Source organism: Limnospira platensis NIES-39 (assembly GCF_026000695.1).
In the GTDB taxonomy this organism is placed as follows: Bacteria; Cyanobacteriota; Cyanobacteriia; order Cyanobacteriales; family Microcoleaceae; genus Limnospira; species Limnospira platensis.
The window spans coordinates 3,079,452-3,095,237 of record NZ_AP026945.1; the positions used below are offsets into that span (position 1 = coordinate 3,079,452).

Below are 15,786 nucleotides of genomic sequence, written 5' to 3' on the forward strand. Positions count from 1 at the left end.
CAAGTTAGTGGTGTTTTTTGTCGGATCCAATTATACCATACAACGGGTCACACTTACAGGACAATTTCCTGGCCTCTATTGGTAAAGTGGACTTGTTGGATTTGCCAAACCGGGTTGCTAGTGAGGGTTTGGCGTAAACTACCGAAGAGGGCTAGTTGTTCACAGGATGACAGGGAGGTAAACACCCTGGGGCTGTTGCTGGGAACTCGAAAATCTATGGTGATGGTATGCTGATGGCGGATAATTCGATACCCCAAGGAAAAGTCGGCGGATTCGTAGTTGTCTAAAACCTGCCTTACTGCCAATTCTAGGGACTGTTCCGCCGGAAGTGTAGTCCTACGCGGTACTAGGTTTTGACAGGCGCTGTCGGCTTGATAAAGGGTGACTGGGATGGTATTTGCTGGGGGGGCGGTGGGTTCCTTCAGGGGAGGCGGCACCGGAGAGGTTTCTGGTTTGCTGATGGTGGTTTCGCCGCTAGTTTGGGGGTCGGGTTGGTTGATGGGGGTTTCGGAACTTTCGTCAATGGGGACATTACTACTACAGCTTGTCAAGATGACAATCATCACGGTAGTCAAAACAGGGGGTAACAAATGTTGGATACTAATCATGGCTGGTACATGGGTTAACTTCGATAGTTAATAATTCAAGGCTAAAAGGCTTGACTCCGAATGGTAGTAGTCACCTGTCCCCGTTATCCGGCGCTACGGCAAATATTTCTTGAATGAGGCTAAATGGTTACGACAAACTGGAATCGCCGACATATCCTATCTCTGGCTGATTTCACTGCTGCTGAATATGATACGGTTTTGCAAACTGCTGCTAGTTTCCGGGAGGTTCTCGGACGTAGGACTAAAAAAGTCCCGGCTTTACAGGGTCAGGTGGTGGCTAATTTGTTCTTTGAACCTTCGACCCGGACTCGCAATAGTTTTGAATTGGCGGCGAAACGTCTGTCGGCGGATACGTTAAATTTTACGCCGGGGACTTCTTCGCTGACTAAGGGTGAAACTATTTTGGATACGGCTAAAACTTATTTGGCTATGGGAACGGATATGATGGTGATCCGACATCGTGAGGCGGGGGTTCCTTTGGCGATCGCCACGGAGATGGATCGCCTTAATACTCAGGTGGCGATTTTGAATGCGGGGGATGGTCAACATGAACACCCATCCCAGGGATTATTGGATTTGTTTACTATTTGTCGGGTTTTGGACCCGGAAAGTCCCCGCCTGGATTTATTGCGAGGTAAGAAAATTGCGGTGGTTGGGGATATTTTGCATTCCCGGGTGGCGCGGTCTAATATCTGGAGTTTGACGGCTACGGAAATGGAGTTGCATTTAGCAGGTCCGCCGACTTTGCTACCTAAATGCTTTGCGGGGTTGGGTAGCGATCGCCCTGGTAAATTGTTTTTACACTGGAGTTTAGATGAGGCTCTGGCTGATGCTGATTTTGTGATGACTTTGCGCTTACAAAAGGAACGCATGACTAATTATTTATTGCCGAGTTTGCGAGAGTATCATCAACTTTATGGGATTACTACGGAACGCTTAAAGTTATGTCGTCCTGATGTGAAAATTCTCCATCCTGGTCCGGTTAATCGCGGTGTGGAAATTAGTTCCGAGTTGATGGATAATCCCGATCGCAGTTTGATTTCTCAGCAAGTTACTAGCGGTATTGCGGTCAGAATGGCTTTATTATATTTGATTGGTGTCGGGAAGGGAGGATAGACGACGGGTGCAGGTATTTCCAGACCCTCAACAGTTACAAATGGCGATAGATGCGATCGCTGAATTTGAGGCTTCTACTGTTCCTGGGGTCTGGCTAGGGTTGGATCGGGAACAGGTGATTAGCCAAATGCGATCGCGCCTTCAAAACCCCTTTAGTCTCAGTCAGGGAGGACAGCCTTTTTGTGGTCCGGCGGTGATTGTTTTTGAACTGATTAGACATCACCCCCAACAATATGTCACCATCTGTCGCAACTTGTTTCAACTGGGCGGCTTTCATACCCTCAAAAATACCTGGATTTCTGCCTCGGAACGCCTGCGAAATAGCCGGGGAAACTTCCAGATGCCGCAAGCTGATTGGATGGTACTTTCTACCCTGCGAGAATCACAAAATTTATGGCTTCCTATTGAGCCTAATGCGCCGGAGATTCTCCGTAACTTGGCGGGAATTACTAAGCCTTGGGAAATTGTGGGATGGACTCGGGAACTTCTGGGCTTTGCTGATGTTAATTTCACCAAACCTTATTTATTTGGTCATCTCCAAGCTATGGAAAATGCCACTGCTGTTTTAGACCAAGGTGGGGTGGTGTTGGCTTTGATAAATGCTGAGGCTTTACTGAAAAATAAGCCGCCTTTAATACCTTATCCTAGTCATTGGGTGGCTGTGGTTAGTGGTATGGATTTCGCTGATACTAATTCTCCCCAATTAATTGATTTTCAAGTTTACAGTTGGGCTCAAAAAATGCGGGTTATAGCTACTCCTCAAGCCTTCTCCCTCCACTTCTGGGAAGCTATCACCGCACAACCATTATAAGGCGATCGCCTCGGTGGATTTAACTAGATTAATTCCGGCGGCGGAAAACCTTTTAAATGCGGCTTCTGCAGCTTCTGTGAAATCGACTACACCCGGAACTATTACCGGAGAAGTACAATCTTCTAACACATAAATCCGTTGCGCTAAAGTGCGATCGCGCTGTTGAATTTCTGTCAGTAAATCTTCCACAGTCCAGGCGACACAGTGACTCTTAGCTTGACCCGCAATAAATAGCCGATCAAAGTTCAGTAGTTGCTCAATTAGCCCTTGATTTGTGTTACCAATACTCACGCCATTACTAGCCATTAAAACCTCTGGCTTGAGGGCGGAATAATTTTCCGTGAGGGGATGTTGACCTTTTAATTCTAGGTGAGTTTGACTGTAACGGGCGATATTATGAAAAAATAGCGCTTCTTCTACTCCTGAAACTAAAGCATGACTAATACCTCCCATAATGCCATGATAGGGCCAAATCGTCAGAGGATAGCGCCCCCCTTCCGTCAATTGATGGGTATAATAGCGGGCGTGTTGTGCTAAGGTTTGTTCATCCCAACCCCTAAAATTAGGGGCGATATTTGCATTAACCCGCCATCGACCTTTAGTGATATCCTCATCAGTAATAGTCGTTCCCGGTTCGGGATATTCGCCACTATCATTCACCCAAAAAATCGGATGGAAAATCTGCATAGCAGTGTGAGTATCTAGGGTGGCTATAATTTCAGTAATTACCCCCAAATGGCGATAAATAAACTCACATAATCGTTGATTATCTTGTACTGCACCCCTGACAAATAACTCAAATCCGGGAATACAAAATGTATTCTGAACATCAATGAGTAATAAACCGATCCGTGTAGTATCTTCGGCTGCGGGTTTAATTTGATGTTCCTGCGCCCAAAGCCGTGCATCTATCTGTCGCTGCTGATAGGGTACTTTCCACACTTCCTCAAGTTTATGGCTCTCAAAGAAAACCGGAATCGGCGATTTATTCATCAAAAACCCCCTAGGATTAGCACCCACTGCCAGTTTCAGCCATCCACAATTTAGCCTAACTAAATTTGCAGATTGAGCCTATATCTAATAGTAGCATAAACCACATTATATGAGACTTGTAACCCATATTTGTCTTGGAGCCAGCTTTGGACTTCACAATAAGTTTTAAAGCCCGATTCTTTTAAGGTCAGCTTAGACTTTAATTCCTGTAATGCTTCCGGGGGGATTTGCTGTCTACGTCCTTTTTTAGATTGATGATAAATTAAGCGATCGATTCCACCTTTTTGGTAGCGATTTAACCAGCGATGGATAGTAATGCGGCTCACCCCCAACACCAGCGCTAATTTGGTAATACTACTAACCTTATTAGATTTTAACAAATAAAGGGCTTTAACTTTCTTAAAGCTATCATGGGTGATAGTTTGAGACATTAAAAATTTCAGGTCTTCGATGGTTTCTTGGATTGCCAATTGATGGTATTTCATCTCAATCACTCCAGGCCATGCCGGCCAATAAAATTAATCTTGATGATGATTTGCTAAAAATAAATATTCGATCGCCTTAAAAATCACTTAGACCCAGCTATAAATAGTGATCAAATATACAGGATATTCAATCCTCCCTCAATTTTCACTAAGGCTAATGATTAATAATTGCCCTACCATTTAAACCCAGCTTACCAAGATAATCAACTAATTAATAAAATTACCCCCAAAACCCACTTTATAAATCTTTTGCCTCCCCCCAAAACCTCCAAAACCCACCTTTTTTTTAGGCTACTGCCACATCCCACAATATTTGGACCATCCCCAGATACCCTTGACAAAAAGCTGGCTATGTGCATAAAATAAAAAGTTATCATATCTCTACAAAACTTAACAATCTTTAAATTGTGACCAAAAATCCTACTATTTCTAAGTCCCCTTTAAGGCGATTATTTGAATATGCCGATCGCTATCGTCTGCAAATTTGGCAGGCTAGTATTTGCTCAATTCTCAATAAAATATTCGACCTAGCGCCTCCGGTTTTAATTGGTGCGGCGGTGGATGTGGTAGTTAATGAACAGGACTCATTTATAGCCCGATGGGGTATTGAGAATGTCCAAACTCAACTAATTGTTTTATCGATTATCAGTGGCATAATTTGGGGGTTAGAATCCCTATTTGAATATATTTATAAACTACTGTGGCGTAACCTCGCCCAAACCATTCAACATGAACTGCGTTTAGATGCTTACCGACACCTGCAAAAACTGGAGTTATCCTATTTTGAAGAACGCAGCACTGGCAGTTTAATGGCTATCCTTAATGATGACATTAATCAACTGGAAAGATTTTTAGATGTTGGGGCTAATGAAATTCTGCAAGTAGTGACCACAATATTAATTGTGGGCGGTGGTTTTTTCATTATATCTCCCGAAGTGGCTTGGTTAGCTATGCTACCGATGCCGTTTATTGTTGGGGGTTCTATACTGTTTCAAAAAAGGTTAGCGCCCCGTTATGCAGAAGTCCGCGAAAAAGTTGGTTTTCTGAATGGTCAATTGTCTAATAATTTGACGGGTATTACTACCATTAAAAGTTTTACCGCCGAAGAATATGAAGCCGAAAGAATTGGCAAGCAAAGTCAAGGCTATAGACTAGCTAATCGACGAGCGATCGCTTTTTCGGCTGCCTTTATTCCCATGATTAGATTCTTGATTTTCTTTGGTTTTACTGCCACCTTAATTGTGGGCGGTTTACAAACAATAGAAGGACGGTTAGCAGTAGGCAGCTATAGTGTTTTGGTGTTTATTACTCAGCGTCTGCTGTGGCCTTTGACTCGCCTAGGAGAAACCTTTGACCAATATCAACGGGCGATGGCTTCTACTAATCGGGTGATGAATTTGCTAGATACCCCCATTGCTACTCACCCCGGAAATATTACCTTAAAGAGTCAGGAAGTTAGGGGAGAAATTGACATTAAAAATATCACTTTTTCCTATAACCCTCAAATGCCAGTCATGAAAAACCTATCCCTATATATTCCGGCGGGAGATACCATTGCTATTGTCGGGGCTACTGGCTCTGGTAAAAGTACGTTGGTCAAACTGTTATTAAGGTTATATGAAATCCAGTCGGGAACCATTTTGATAGATGGCATAGAATTACAACAAATTAAACTTGAGGACTTACGAAAAGCGATCGGTTTAGTCAGTCAGGATGTGTTTCTGTTTCATGGGACTGTAGCGGAAAATATCGCCTATGGCACTTTTGATGCCAGTTTTGAGGAGATAGTAAATGCCGCGAAAGTGGCTGAGGCTGATGGTTTTATTAATGGTTTTCCCCTAGGATATGATACGATTGTGGGAGAAAGAGGTCAGAAACTATCGGGAGGACAGCGCCAACGAATTGCGATCGCTCGTGCTGTGTTGAAAAATCCCCCCATTTTGATATTAGATGAAGCGACATCAGCGGTAGATAATGAAACGGAAGCGGCTATTCAGCGATCGCTGGAATACATCACCCAAAATCGTACTACTATTGCGATCGCTCATCGTCTTTCCACTATCCGCAATGCTGACTGTATTTATGTGATGGAAGATGGTCAATTAGTCGAGTGGGGAAGACATGAGGAATTGCTGGAAAAACAGGGAGTTTATAACGGCTTATGGCGAGTTCAGTCGGGCTTGAGGTTGTCAAAGTAACCATGACTGCTAGAGAGCAAAATTAAGTCTTGACAAAAATTGATTTTAGATTTAAAATTGGGATTATTGTCGGAAAATGTCTTAAACCATATACCGTTAATTTGGGGGAGGTGATGGTTGTGAAATTAGCAGAAGCCTTAATTTTACGCGCTGATCTGCAGAAGCGAATCGCTCAATTACAACAGCGGTTGTTGCGAACTCTGAAAGTTCAGGAAGGCGAAGAACCTCCCGAAGATCCCCAAGACTTAATGGGGGAGTTAGAAAATCTAAGCGCTGAACTGCTGCGTTTAATTCAGCAAATCAATCGGACTAACTCAGTCACGCAATTAGAGGGAAAATCTCTATCAGATGCTTTAGCAGAAAGGGATACACTCAAACTCAAGCGCAGTGTTTACAAAGCGGCAGTTGAAGCAGCATCAGAACGCTACGATCGCTATACCAGAGGAGAACTCAAAGTATTAACTACGATTAATGTGGCTGAGGTGCAAAAATTGACCGATAGTTTAGCCCAAAATCATCGACAACTAGATACAAAAATTCAGGCTTTAAATTGGGCAACCGATCTAATTGAGACTTGAATAAACCCGGATAATTGTTGGTAGCCAAACCTTCAGAAGCGAGTGTGAACCGCCAACTCGGTAAGTTGGGAACATAAAACAAAAAAACATGGTTGGATACTGGGCGTATTCTGGGTTCGACTCCCATTACAAATTTTGCCCAGCATTGTAACAAGGTTACAAGAGAAATGTCACATTTTACTACCGCATACTGGTCTGTATGGTTTGGTGAGGGTGGGTTAGGGGATAACAATTATCTGTAGGGGTTGATTGTCCTATAATATACTAGAGGCAATATTATTGATATAGTATCCAATGACGATCGCGATCGATTTGGGAACCAGTAACACAGTAATTTCCCGTTGGAACCCAGTTACTGAACAACCGGAAACCCTAAAATTACCTGGTTTATCGCAAATTTCAGCCCAAAATCCCCCGTTAATTCCCAGTCTGCTTTATGTAGAAAATGCCAAGGAAAAACAAGTTTTATTAGGTCAACAAGTGCGCGATCGCGGTTATGATTTAGCCAACGATCCGCGTTTTTTCCGTAACTTTAAACGGGGAATTGGTAGTAATATTCAGGGATTTTTACCAGAAATTGACGGTGAGATAATCACCTTTGAAACCGCCGGAGAATGGTTTTTAAAAAATGCGATCGCCGCTATCAGCAACATTCCCCTAACGGTAGATTCCCTAATTTTTACAGTACCCGTAGATAGTTTTGAAACCTATCGCAATTGGTTAGGTCGTATCTGCGAGTCCTTAGAAGTCCCACAAGTGAGGATGATAGATGAACCCACAGCGGCGGCGTTGGGTTATGGATTAGGCGATCGGCAATTATTGCTAGTCATAGATTTTGGTGGTGGAACCCTGGATTTATCCCTAGTCCGTTTAGATGCTACGACCGCCAAAAATCCCCTAGGTTTTATTCTGAAATGGGGTCAAAAATCCTTAGCGGAATCTTCTGGACAAAAAGCCAAAACCGCCAGAGTTATCGCCAAATCCGGTCAGAATTTAGGGGGTTCAGATATTGACTATTGGCTAGTAGATGATTTCGTCCAAACCCAGGGATTAGTCAAAAATGCTTTAACCACCCGTTTAGCCGAAAAGCTGAAAATTCAGTTATCCCTAAAAACCTCAGCCAGTGAAGTTTATTTTAATGAGGAAACCTTCGAGAGTTACGAGTTAGAAATGACTCGCGATCGCTTCAATGAAATATTGGCACAAAACCAATTTTTTGATAACCTAGATAAAGCCATGGCTCAGGTTTTACAGCAGGCGCGTCGCCAAGGGATAGAAGCGGGGGATATTGACGCGGTTTTATTAGTCGGGGGAACCGTACAAATTCCCGCCGTTCAAGACTGGGTAAAGCAATATTTTAACCCTAGTCAAATTCGCAGCGAAAAACCCTTTGAGGCTATTTCTCATGGTGCATTACAACTCAGTTTAGGCACTAAAATTGAGGACTTTCTTTATCATAGCTATGGTGTTCGCTATTGGAATCGTCGAGATAATTGTCATGATTGGCACCCGATTATTAAATCTGGTCAACCCTACCCCATGACAGAACCCGTAGAATTATTGTTAGGCGCTTCCTTAGAAAACCAACCCAGTATTGAATTAGTTATTGGTGAATTAGGGGACGAAACTGGGGGAACAGAAGTATTTTTTGATGGCGATCGCCTAGTTACTCGCAGCCTCAACACCGGAAAAGCTACTGTCCAACCTTTAAATGATAGTGACACCGGACGCAGTATTGCTAAATTAACCCCTCCGGGAAATCCTGGTAGCGATCGTATTCGGGTACAATTCCAGATTGATGAACAGCGTTTTTTACGAATTACAGTCGAGGATATGTTAACCAGTCAAACCCTCTTAAATAATCAAACAGTCGTCAAATTAAGCTGAAACCAGGGAGGTTAGTTTAGTAATTATCTGTTACTGTGTATAGTTAAAATGGCGGGGGCTAGATACAAATTCATCAATCCAGCTTTCCCGTTGTTTTCCCTGTTGATTAGCTTGCCAAATTTTACCTGTCTTGATATCTAAACAGGTTAGCCAACCTTTAGAGCTATATACCCGTGTATCAAGACAAATTGCATAGCCAAAATTCACAGGTTTTCCGCTTTTCTGGCTAGTATGACCACATACCATAATTTTACCAGAATAGTGAGGTTTAGCACTATAAAACTTTTCCCAAAATAAATGGTGATTGGATTGTTGAGATAGGGGGATATTGGGCGCAACATTAGCATGAACAAAAAAATGAGTTTCTTCTTCCCAATAGTCTAAACAGGCTTGTTCGACAAACTGCCAATGTTCAGGTAAAATATAGTCAATTCTCGCTTTTTTTCGGGATGACTTTTGATAAGATAATATAGTTTGTTTACCGCCACAAATTTTCCAGGTATCTAAACTATTAGGATGCGATCGCGCTGCTAACATCATAATTTCATGATTCCCCCGTAGAGGGATTAACTGACCCTGATTATAAAGATAAATTAACCTATCAATTACCCCCTTAGAATCAGGACCGCGATCGACATAATCCCCCAGAGTAATCACCCGATCATCTGCTTGAAGACTCACCATATCTATGAGAGTATCAAAGGCTTGGGAACAGCCATGAATATCACCAATCGCCAAAATCCGCATAAATATTAATTGAGATATTTTGCTACTATTTTAACGCCGATTTAGGCGCATCCTCAATCGAATCGGCACATAGGGAATCTCAAAATCATCAATCCAGCCAGTTTGTTTTTCCCCCTTTTGATTAGCTTGCCAAATTCTGCCACTATTGACATCTAAACAAGTTAACCAACCCTGACCACAAACCCAAGTATCAATACAAATAGCATGACCAATACTAAGGGGTTGACCAGTTTTTTGAGTAGTATGACCACAAACCATAGTTTTGCCTGAATAGTGAGGGGAAGGATGATCAAATGATTGCCAAAATAGCATCCTTTCCGGTTGTTTATTTAAAGGTAAATTGGGATACACATTAGCATGAACGAAAAAATGCGATCGGTTTTCCCACCAATTTCGACACACCTTTTCGAGAAAATACCAATGTTTGTCAGGTATAGAATTAATCCACTTATACCCGCCATGATGACCATAAGAAGCCATGGTTTCTTCACCCCCAGAAGCCTGCCAATGATACCAGGCATTCCACCCCAAAGAACGCGATCGCAACATCAAAATTTCATGATTTCCCCGCAAAGCAATCAATTGCCCTCGGTCGTGTAAATCGATGAGGCGATCGAGAATTCCCTTCGAGTCTGGGCCGCGATCCACATAGTCACCCAAGGTGACAATCTGGTCATTCGGTTGCAGTTGAATCGCCCGAATTAGAGCATCAAAAGCCACCGAACAACCGTGAATATCACCAATTGCCAAAGTGCGTTTAGGCTTGTGAATCCTACTACTCATGTACTACAACAGGTGTGCCAACTGATGCCCACTCAAACAGCCATCTAGCATGGTCTACAGCAACATTTGTGCAACCGTGACTAACTGGAGTTCCAAACATATTATGCCAGTAAGCGCCATGAATTGCCATGCCCCCATCGTAGTACATTGTATAAGGAACATCCGGCACATCATAACCAGGGCCAGTCATACGGGTACTACGATACTTAGTTTGAACCCTAAAATTACCAACACGGGTAGGAGTTGAGGGTTTTCCAGTAGAAACAATCACCGCATAAACTGCTTTATTTCCCTCCCAAGCAATCAACCTTTGGCTAGTTAGATCAATTTGAATCCAACGCTCCGAAGATTGTTGTAAATCCAAAATCCGCCGCGCTATCATATTATGAAATTCTTGGGCTTGTACCGGAGTTGAATCGCTGTAAAGCACTGTTACCCCCAGACTCAGCCCCGCCACCAATAGTCCCAGCTTACGCCATGGAATTAAACTTTTCATAATTTCACCTTCCTACTCCTTCTCGTCGGGTCTGTGCATAACTACATCCATTTTAGAATAATTTTACTCTTTCTGAATCATCGGATGTGTCCCCATTTTCGGACTTATCCCCAGAGGTCAGGATATCGATTAAATGTTGCGATCGCCCAGTAATTTCCTGCCAGTTACCCTGGGATATCGCCTGTTTAGGGAATAAATCTCCTGATAATCCCACCGCTATAGCCCCCCCTTCAATAAACTTAATAGCATTGTTTAAAGTCACTCCCCCAGTAGGAATCAAGGGTATTTGACCCAGGGGACCCTGTAAACTTTTAATATAATCAACACCTCCCACCGCTGAAATCGGAAAAACCTTAACACAACTCGCCCCATTTTGCCACGCGGTCACAATTTCCGTCGGCGATAAAGCCCCCGGAATTATCGGTATTTGCCTTTCTTGTGCTAATTCAATTAACGATAAATTAATGTGGGGAGAAAATATAAATTGTGCGCCACAATTGACAGCATCCCGTAAATTTTGACCCGTTAAAATTGTGCCAGTCCCAATTAAACAATCCGGCAACTCTGACCTAAGTTTACTAATGATTTCCGGCACCATTTCGCCATTCCAGGTAATTTCAATTAAGCGAATACCGCCCCGGCTGACAGCCCCAGCCATTTGTAAACCTAGCTCCCAACTGGGGGGGCGAATTACAGCGATCGCTTTATGGGTTTTCAGTTGTTTTAACCAATCGCTATTTTCCATAATCTCTAACTTCGTTATAATATTAGTTAAATTAGTCTCACGACATCAATTCCTGTTTACCAATTATGGCTCCCACTCCCACTCCCACTCCCACCAAAAAAAGCGGTAGCCCCCTCCCCCCAGGGGCGATCGTCCGTTTAGGAAAGTTCGCCTGGACTACTATGTGGCGGTTGATGATGTCAAAATTAGCCCCCCGTAATTCGTCCGGGGAATATATCCGCCCCGAAAGCCAATTTCGCCACAATGTGGGGACAGCAGCCTATCCCCCAGAGGCGGGACGCTATCAGTTAATTGTGGGGTGGGGTTGTCCTTGGGCTCACAGAACCCTAGTTGTCAGGGCTTTAAAGGGGTTGTCCTCTGCGATATCCATAAACATCGTTTCTCCTTCCCCCGACTCGGGAATGTGGGTTTTTGACCAGCCAGAAGTCGAATTTAACACCCTACCTCAATTTTATCATAATGCTAAACCGGGTTATCAGGGGCGAGCTACTGTCCCCCTCTTGTGGGATACCCAGCAAAAGGCGATCGTTAATAATGAAAGCGCCGAAATTATTGTGATGTTAAATTCCGAGTTTCAGCAGTTCGCTAAATACCCCGACCTAGATTTATATCCTCCCGCCTTAAAAGAGGCGATCGACTCTTGGAATGAGCAAATTTATCACCATGTTAATAATGGTGTCTATCGCTGTGGTTTTGCCGCTACCCAAACCGCCTATGAAACCGCTTGTAATCAGCTATTTGATACCTTGGACTTAATCGACCAAACCCTAGCCAATTCCCGTTATTTATGTGGCGATCGCATTACCTTAGCAGATGTGCGATTATTTACCACCCTCGTTAGATTTGATACCGTTTATTATAGTCTGTTCAAATGTCAGCGCCGCCGCCTCGTCGATTATCCAAATCTCTCCCCCTATTTGCGCGATATCTATCAACTTCCCGGAGTCGCCGAAACCTGCAACTTAGAAGTTATTAAACGAGACTATTACGGCAATTTATTTCCCCTCAACCCCGGCGGAATTATCCCCCTCGGTCCTGACCTAGATCTAGATCAACCCCATTACCGCGATCGTCTTACCCAAACTAACTAATTTTATATTAATTTTTAATTACTAATTGTTAATTACCCTTCCAGGTCTTGACAATATCCTCAATTTGTGCTGGGATGGGGCTAGGTACAAAAATCGAGAAATCCTTGATTTTAGTATCCTGATTATCTAATCTTTTAGCCCGATTATCTAATTGGTCAGAAGCCCCTTGGTCAAATAATGTTGGTTGTATATAAACTTCCTCTGAATTGCTCCCACTGCTTTTGACAAAATCACCCATAGGTTTAATACCATGTTCAAATCGATTTAAAATTGTCTTAAACGCCTCTATACTATGATCTACACCAATCCAATTACGTTGCATTTCATCAGCGATCGCCAAACTTGTCCCCGAACCAGCAAAACAATCCAGTATCAAATCTCCTGGATTCGATGAAGCCGCAATTATTCTTCTCAATAAATCAGGATTTTTTCAGTTGGATATCCCGTAATTTTAACATTTTGATTATAAGCATCCCGGAACTCTAGCCAAATATCCTGAACTCCCACCCCTGAATGTTCATTGAGATAAACCTTCCTTCTAGGATTACCATTTTTTGACCAGAATATTTCACCTCGTGCGTCCATTTCATCCAGAGTCTTTGGGGGATATTGCCAATGTTTACCCGGAGGCGGCATTTTACCCCGCCAAGGCTTCCCAGTTTCACCATGACGCACACCTGGTGCATGGAGTGGAACTTTCATAAATTTACGGCCAGTTTCTGGTTCAATATATTGATACTCCTTTTTACTATTTTCAGACAGTGGCACTTTTGGTTGATTCCATATATATGTATCTGACTTGGTATAAAATAAGATGAAATCAGCCGTTTTGCCATAAGTTCTACGAGTATAATTTTTAGGATTACATTTTTTTCGGACTATCATATTTCGATAGTTTTCAGCTCCAAAAACCTCATCCATTATTAGCTTAATATGAAAAATCATCTTTTCATCAAGATGTAAATAAATCGAGCCATGATTTGACAGTAATTGATGCAGCCATATCAGACGTTCTCGTAAAAATTCCACGAACACAGCACCCGTCAAGGTATCATCATAAGCCTTCGACTGTTTTCGTGACAAAAAATGGCTTTCTGTAGCAAAAGGTGGGTCTATATAGATTAAATTAATACTTCCGCATATTTCTGGTTCCGTAGCCAATAAACGAAGAACATCTAAATTATCGCCAAAGTATAACCTTTTAGGTGAAGCATGAGAATAAATACTTTTATATTCGACTAAATCACTATTAATAATTTCCTGGTATGATTTTTTATGGGCATAGACCAGCTCAACTTGATTATGGTCAAGAAATTTATCTTTTTTAGGTATTCCAATTGCCATAAATCAACTGTTATGATACTAACCACTCGACGTTTATGCGTTCTGGAAACATTCGGAGAGTAACTACCTTAACTTTACCATACCAAGCATCCTCAAGATCCGCATAATCTCGCCACATTGAACCCAGAAGTAAGCCGGGGCCATCGTTAAGGAATATGACTTTAAGATTTAATCCATGAGTTTGAGCATATTTCAGAATCTCACTAGCACAATCACGATATTGGCCTGTTCGATCATCTTCTTGAGTACCACCTCGGTCTGAATCATATCTAGCTAAACCTACAGCAACTGGCTGATTATTATGTAATAAAACAAAGTCTACTGGGCGATTTGGTCTAGGATAATCATCAAATAACTCTCCTAATCTTACATCTTTGCCAGCACGTTGAGGGCCGATAATCTCCAGTGCTGAATATTGTTCACCAATAATTTTAAATAGCCTTTCTGTTAGATCATATCCTTTTTTTCCACGATCCTTATATTCCCACAGCACGGCACATAAAGCCTCATCAGGCATAGGTCTCGACAAAAATTGGGATTGAACTTCTGTAATTAAACGAAATCCCTTGCCAAATCTAGCACATATTTGATCAGCTAATGATTTTTTTTTGAGCATTTCTACAGGTGTTTCTGGACTCACATATTTTCGGAATACTCGACACAGTTGTATCCGCATCCAAACGGGTTGAACCTGTGAAATTGCTAAAAACAGATCCGTTGAAGAATGGGATCACTTTAACAGATGACCAAATGTGACCAGTACAGGTTGATAAAGTTCACAGGCTAATGATAGGATATCTGGATAGTATTCACCAGCAGATAAGGTAATCCAAAGATGACCATCTTCCTGATAATCTCGGAAGCTGGTTTGATCACTTTTTGACAATTTGCTAATCTCTCCTTTTCATTGAATGATACCAAAAACCAGACAAATTAAAGGATTCCGAAGCCATAGCCTCAGAATCCTATGAAGTTAATTATAGAGCCGAATCCCCAGAATTAGGCAAAATATGTCCCCGTGACTTGGGAAAAACTACATTAAGCCTAATTGAGACAGAATACCTTGGCCAGTCAGTAACTCGGTACCAACACCGATAACAAAACCAAGCATAGCGAGGCGACCGTTCCAGGTTTCTGCGAATTCGGTGAAACCAAATTTAGTTCCTTGATTTTCCATTGTGAGCTACTCCTAAATAGGTTTGCTTGATTCAACTAAACAAAAGTTAACACACTGACCACCAACTTTGCAACATTTCTTTACGCTTTTCTGAAAAAAAAATCCGCCAACGGCTGAAAGCCAGTCAAATAAAGGGTTTATCTTTTCCCCGGACTATGGGCGATCGCATCTAATCAACAAACTAGCCCATAATAAAAACCGTAGTAGTAGAGAGAGCCCCATGGACATTCGCATCGGCAACGGATACGATATTCACCAGCTAGTCGAAAACCGCCCCCTGATATTAGGCGGCCTGAAAATTGAGCATCATCTAGGATTACTCGGTCACAGTGATGCCGATGTCCTCACCCATGCCATCATGGACGCTATGTTAGGGGCACTAAGTTTAGGAGATATCGGCCTTTACTTTCCCCCCACAGATGAACGCTGGGCGGGTGCTGATAGCCTAGTCTTACTAGAACAAGTCCATGGTCTCATACAACAGCGAGGCTGGCAGTTATGTAACATAGACTCAGTAATTGTGGCTGAACGTCCCAAACTCAAACCCCATATCCCGACAATGCGCGATCGCATCGCCAATGTCCTAAAATTAGAACCGGACCAGGTAAGCATCAAAGCCACCACCAACGAAAAACTCGGACCCGTAGGACGAGAGGAAGGAATAGCCGCTTACGCCGTCACCCTCCTACAAAGAGCCTAAAAGCGCAATCGCCATAAACTTTGCCAG

19 protein-coding genes are annotated in these 15,786 nt (G+C 42.6%); 7 read left to right on the top strand and 12 right to left on the bottom strand.

Annotated elements, in window-relative coordinates; translation table 11 throughout:
* Nucleotides 1-53: 53 nt before the first annotated feature.
* On the bottom strand, nucleotides 54-608 hold the full coding sequence (locus N39L_RS15100; RefSeq protein WP_014275629.1) for a hypothetical protein: 555 nt from the start codon (nucleotides 606-608) through the stop codon (nucleotides 54-56).
* 123 nt (nucleotides 609-731) lie between these two features.
* Here N39L_RS15100 and N39L_RS15105 point away from each other — a divergent pair, with 123 nt between their 5' ends.
* On the top strand, nucleotides 732-1,724 hold the full coding sequence (locus N39L_RS15105) for an aspartate carbamoyltransferase catalytic subunit (protein ID WP_006619502.1): 993 nt from the start codon (nucleotides 732-734) through the stop codon (nucleotides 1,722-1,724).
* A gap of 7 nt (nucleotides 1,725-1,731) precedes the next feature.
* Nucleotides 1,732-2,535, top strand: coding sequence for a hypothetical protein (locus N39L_RS15110; RefSeq protein WP_014275630.1), 804 nt, complete (start codon nucleotides 1,732-1,734; stop codon nucleotides 2,533-2,535).
* Here the strand turns inward: N39L_RS15110 and N39L_RS15115 are convergent.
* Nucleotides 2,530-3,528 (bottom strand): cysteine hydrolase family protein, encoded by a 999-nt coding sequence (locus N39L_RS15115; protein ID WP_014275631.1) that lies wholly within the window; start codon nucleotides 3,526-3,528, stop codon nucleotides 2,530-2,532. The two genes, N39L_RS15110 and N39L_RS15115, sit on opposite strands and share 6 nt — an antisense overlap.
* A gap of 59 nt (nucleotides 3,529-3,587) precedes the next feature.
* Nucleotides 3,588-4,013, bottom strand: coding sequence for a helix-turn-helix domain-containing protein (locus tag N39L_RS15120; protein WP_006619499.1), 426 nt, complete (start codon nucleotides 4,011-4,013; stop codon nucleotides 3,588-3,590).
* 407 nt (nucleotides 4,014-4,420) lie between these two features.
* Between N39L_RS15120 and N39L_RS15125 the strand changes: the two genes are divergently transcribed.
* The 3 genes from N39L_RS15125 (at nucleotide 4,421) to N39L_RS15135 (ending at nucleotide 8,676) form a co-directional block, all read left to right on the top strand.
* Entirely contained in the window at nucleotides 4,421-6,211 is a 1,791-nt protein-coding gene (locus tag N39L_RS15125; RefSeq protein WP_014275634.1) for an ABC transporter ATP-binding protein, read from the top strand.
* Between the two features lie 29 nt (nucleotides 6,212-6,240).
* A complete protein-coding gene (locus tag N39L_RS15130; RefSeq protein ID WP_231852199.1) occupies nucleotides 6,241-6,789 on the top strand; it encodes a DIP1984 family protein in 549 nt (182 codons plus the stop codon).
* Nucleotides 6,790-7,083: 294 nt separating this feature from the next.
* Nucleotides 7,084-8,676 (top strand): Hsp70 family protein, encoded by a 1,593-nt coding sequence (locus N39L_RS15135; RefSeq protein ID WP_014275636.1) that lies wholly within the window; start codon nucleotides 7,084-7,086, stop codon nucleotides 8,674-8,676.
* Between the two features lie 30 nt (nucleotides 8,677-8,706).
* On the opposite strand, the gene N39L_RS15140 is transcribed toward N39L_RS15135, so the two are convergent.
* The 4 genes from N39L_RS15140 to N39L_RS15155 are packed head-to-tail and all read right to left on the bottom strand — an operon-like array spanning nucleotide 8,707 to nucleotide 11,447.
* Nucleotides 8,707-9,423, bottom strand: coding sequence for a metallophosphoesterase family protein (locus N39L_RS15140; protein WP_006619495.1), 717 nt, complete (start codon nucleotides 9,421-9,423; stop codon nucleotides 8,707-8,709).
* Between the two features lie 30 nt (nucleotides 9,424-9,453).
* The gene (locus N39L_RS15145; protein WP_014275637.1) at nucleotides 9,454-10,206 is read right to left on the bottom strand and encodes a metallophosphoesterase family protein; all 753 of its coding nucleotides are present in this window, start codon (nucleotides 10,204-10,206) and stop codon (nucleotides 9,454-9,456) included.
* Nucleotides 10,199-10,702, bottom strand: a complete 504-nt coding sequence (locus tag N39L_RS15150; RefSeq protein WP_006619493.1) for a L,D-transpeptidase — start codon at nucleotides 10,700-10,702, stop codon at nucleotides 10,199-10,201. Before N39L_RS15150 ends, N39L_RS15145 begins: the two co-directional genes overlap by 8 nt.
* A gap of 52 nt (nucleotides 10,703-10,754) precedes the next feature.
* Nucleotides 10,755-11,447 (bottom strand): bifunctional 4-hydroxy-2-oxoglutarate aldolase/2-dehydro-3-deoxy-phosphogluconate aldolase, encoded by a 693-nt coding sequence (locus tag N39L_RS15155; protein WP_014275638.1) that lies wholly within the window; start codon nucleotides 11,445-11,447, stop codon nucleotides 10,755-10,757.
* A 65-nt stretch (nucleotides 11,448-11,512) separates the two neighbouring features.
* Between N39L_RS15155 and N39L_RS15160 the strand changes: the two genes are divergently transcribed.
* Entirely contained in the window at nucleotides 11,513-12,538 is a 1,026-nt protein-coding gene (locus N39L_RS15160) for a glutathione S-transferase family protein (protein ID WP_006619491.1), read from the top strand.
* Between the two features lie 28 nt (nucleotides 12,539-12,566).
* Here the strand turns inward: N39L_RS15160 and N39L_RS15165 are convergent, their stop codons facing one another.
* The 5 genes from N39L_RS15165 to N39L_RS15185 form a co-directional block, all read right to left on the bottom strand.
* Nucleotides 12,567-12,914 carry a DNA methyltransferase gene (locus N39L_RS15165; RefSeq protein ID WP_286133299.1) on the bottom strand — a complete coding sequence of 116 codons (348 nt, stop codon included), beginning with the start codon at nucleotides 12,912-12,914 and terminating at the stop codon, nucleotides 12,567-12,569.
* A 35-nt stretch (nucleotides 12,915-12,949) separates the two neighbouring features.
* A complete protein-coding gene (locus N39L_RS15170) occupies nucleotides 12,950-13,882 on the bottom strand; it encodes a DNA methyltransferase (RefSeq protein WP_014275640.1) in 933 nt (310 codons plus the stop codon).
* A 10-nt stretch (nucleotides 13,883-13,892) separates the two neighbouring features.
* On the bottom strand, nucleotides 13,893-14,558 hold the full coding sequence (locus N39L_RS15175) for a hypothetical protein (protein WP_014275641.1): 666 nt from the start codon (nucleotides 14,556-14,558) through the stop codon (nucleotides 13,893-13,895).
* A 54-nt stretch (nucleotides 14,559-14,612) separates the two neighbouring features.
* Nucleotides 14,613-14,768, bottom strand: a complete 156-nt coding sequence (locus tag N39L_RS15180) for a hypothetical protein (RefSeq protein WP_014275642.1) — start codon at nucleotides 14,766-14,768, stop codon at nucleotides 14,613-14,615.
* A 147-nt stretch (nucleotides 14,769-14,915) separates the two neighbouring features.
* The gene (locus N39L_RS15185; RefSeq protein WP_006619489.1) at nucleotides 14,916-15,059 is read right to left on the bottom strand and encodes a chlorophyll a/b-binding protein; all 144 of its coding nucleotides are present in this window, start codon (nucleotides 15,057-15,059) and stop codon (nucleotides 14,916-14,918) included.
* Between the two features lie 220 nt (nucleotides 15,060-15,279).
* On the opposite strand from N39L_RS15185, the gene ispF reads away from it, so the two are divergent.
* Nucleotides 15,280-15,759, top strand: coding sequence for a 2-C-methyl-D-erythritol 2,4-cyclodiphosphate synthase (gene ispF, locus N39L_RS15190; protein WP_006619488.1), 480 nt, complete (start codon nucleotides 15,280-15,282; stop codon nucleotides 15,757-15,759).
* Nucleotides 15,760-15,786: the final 27 nt, after the last annotated feature.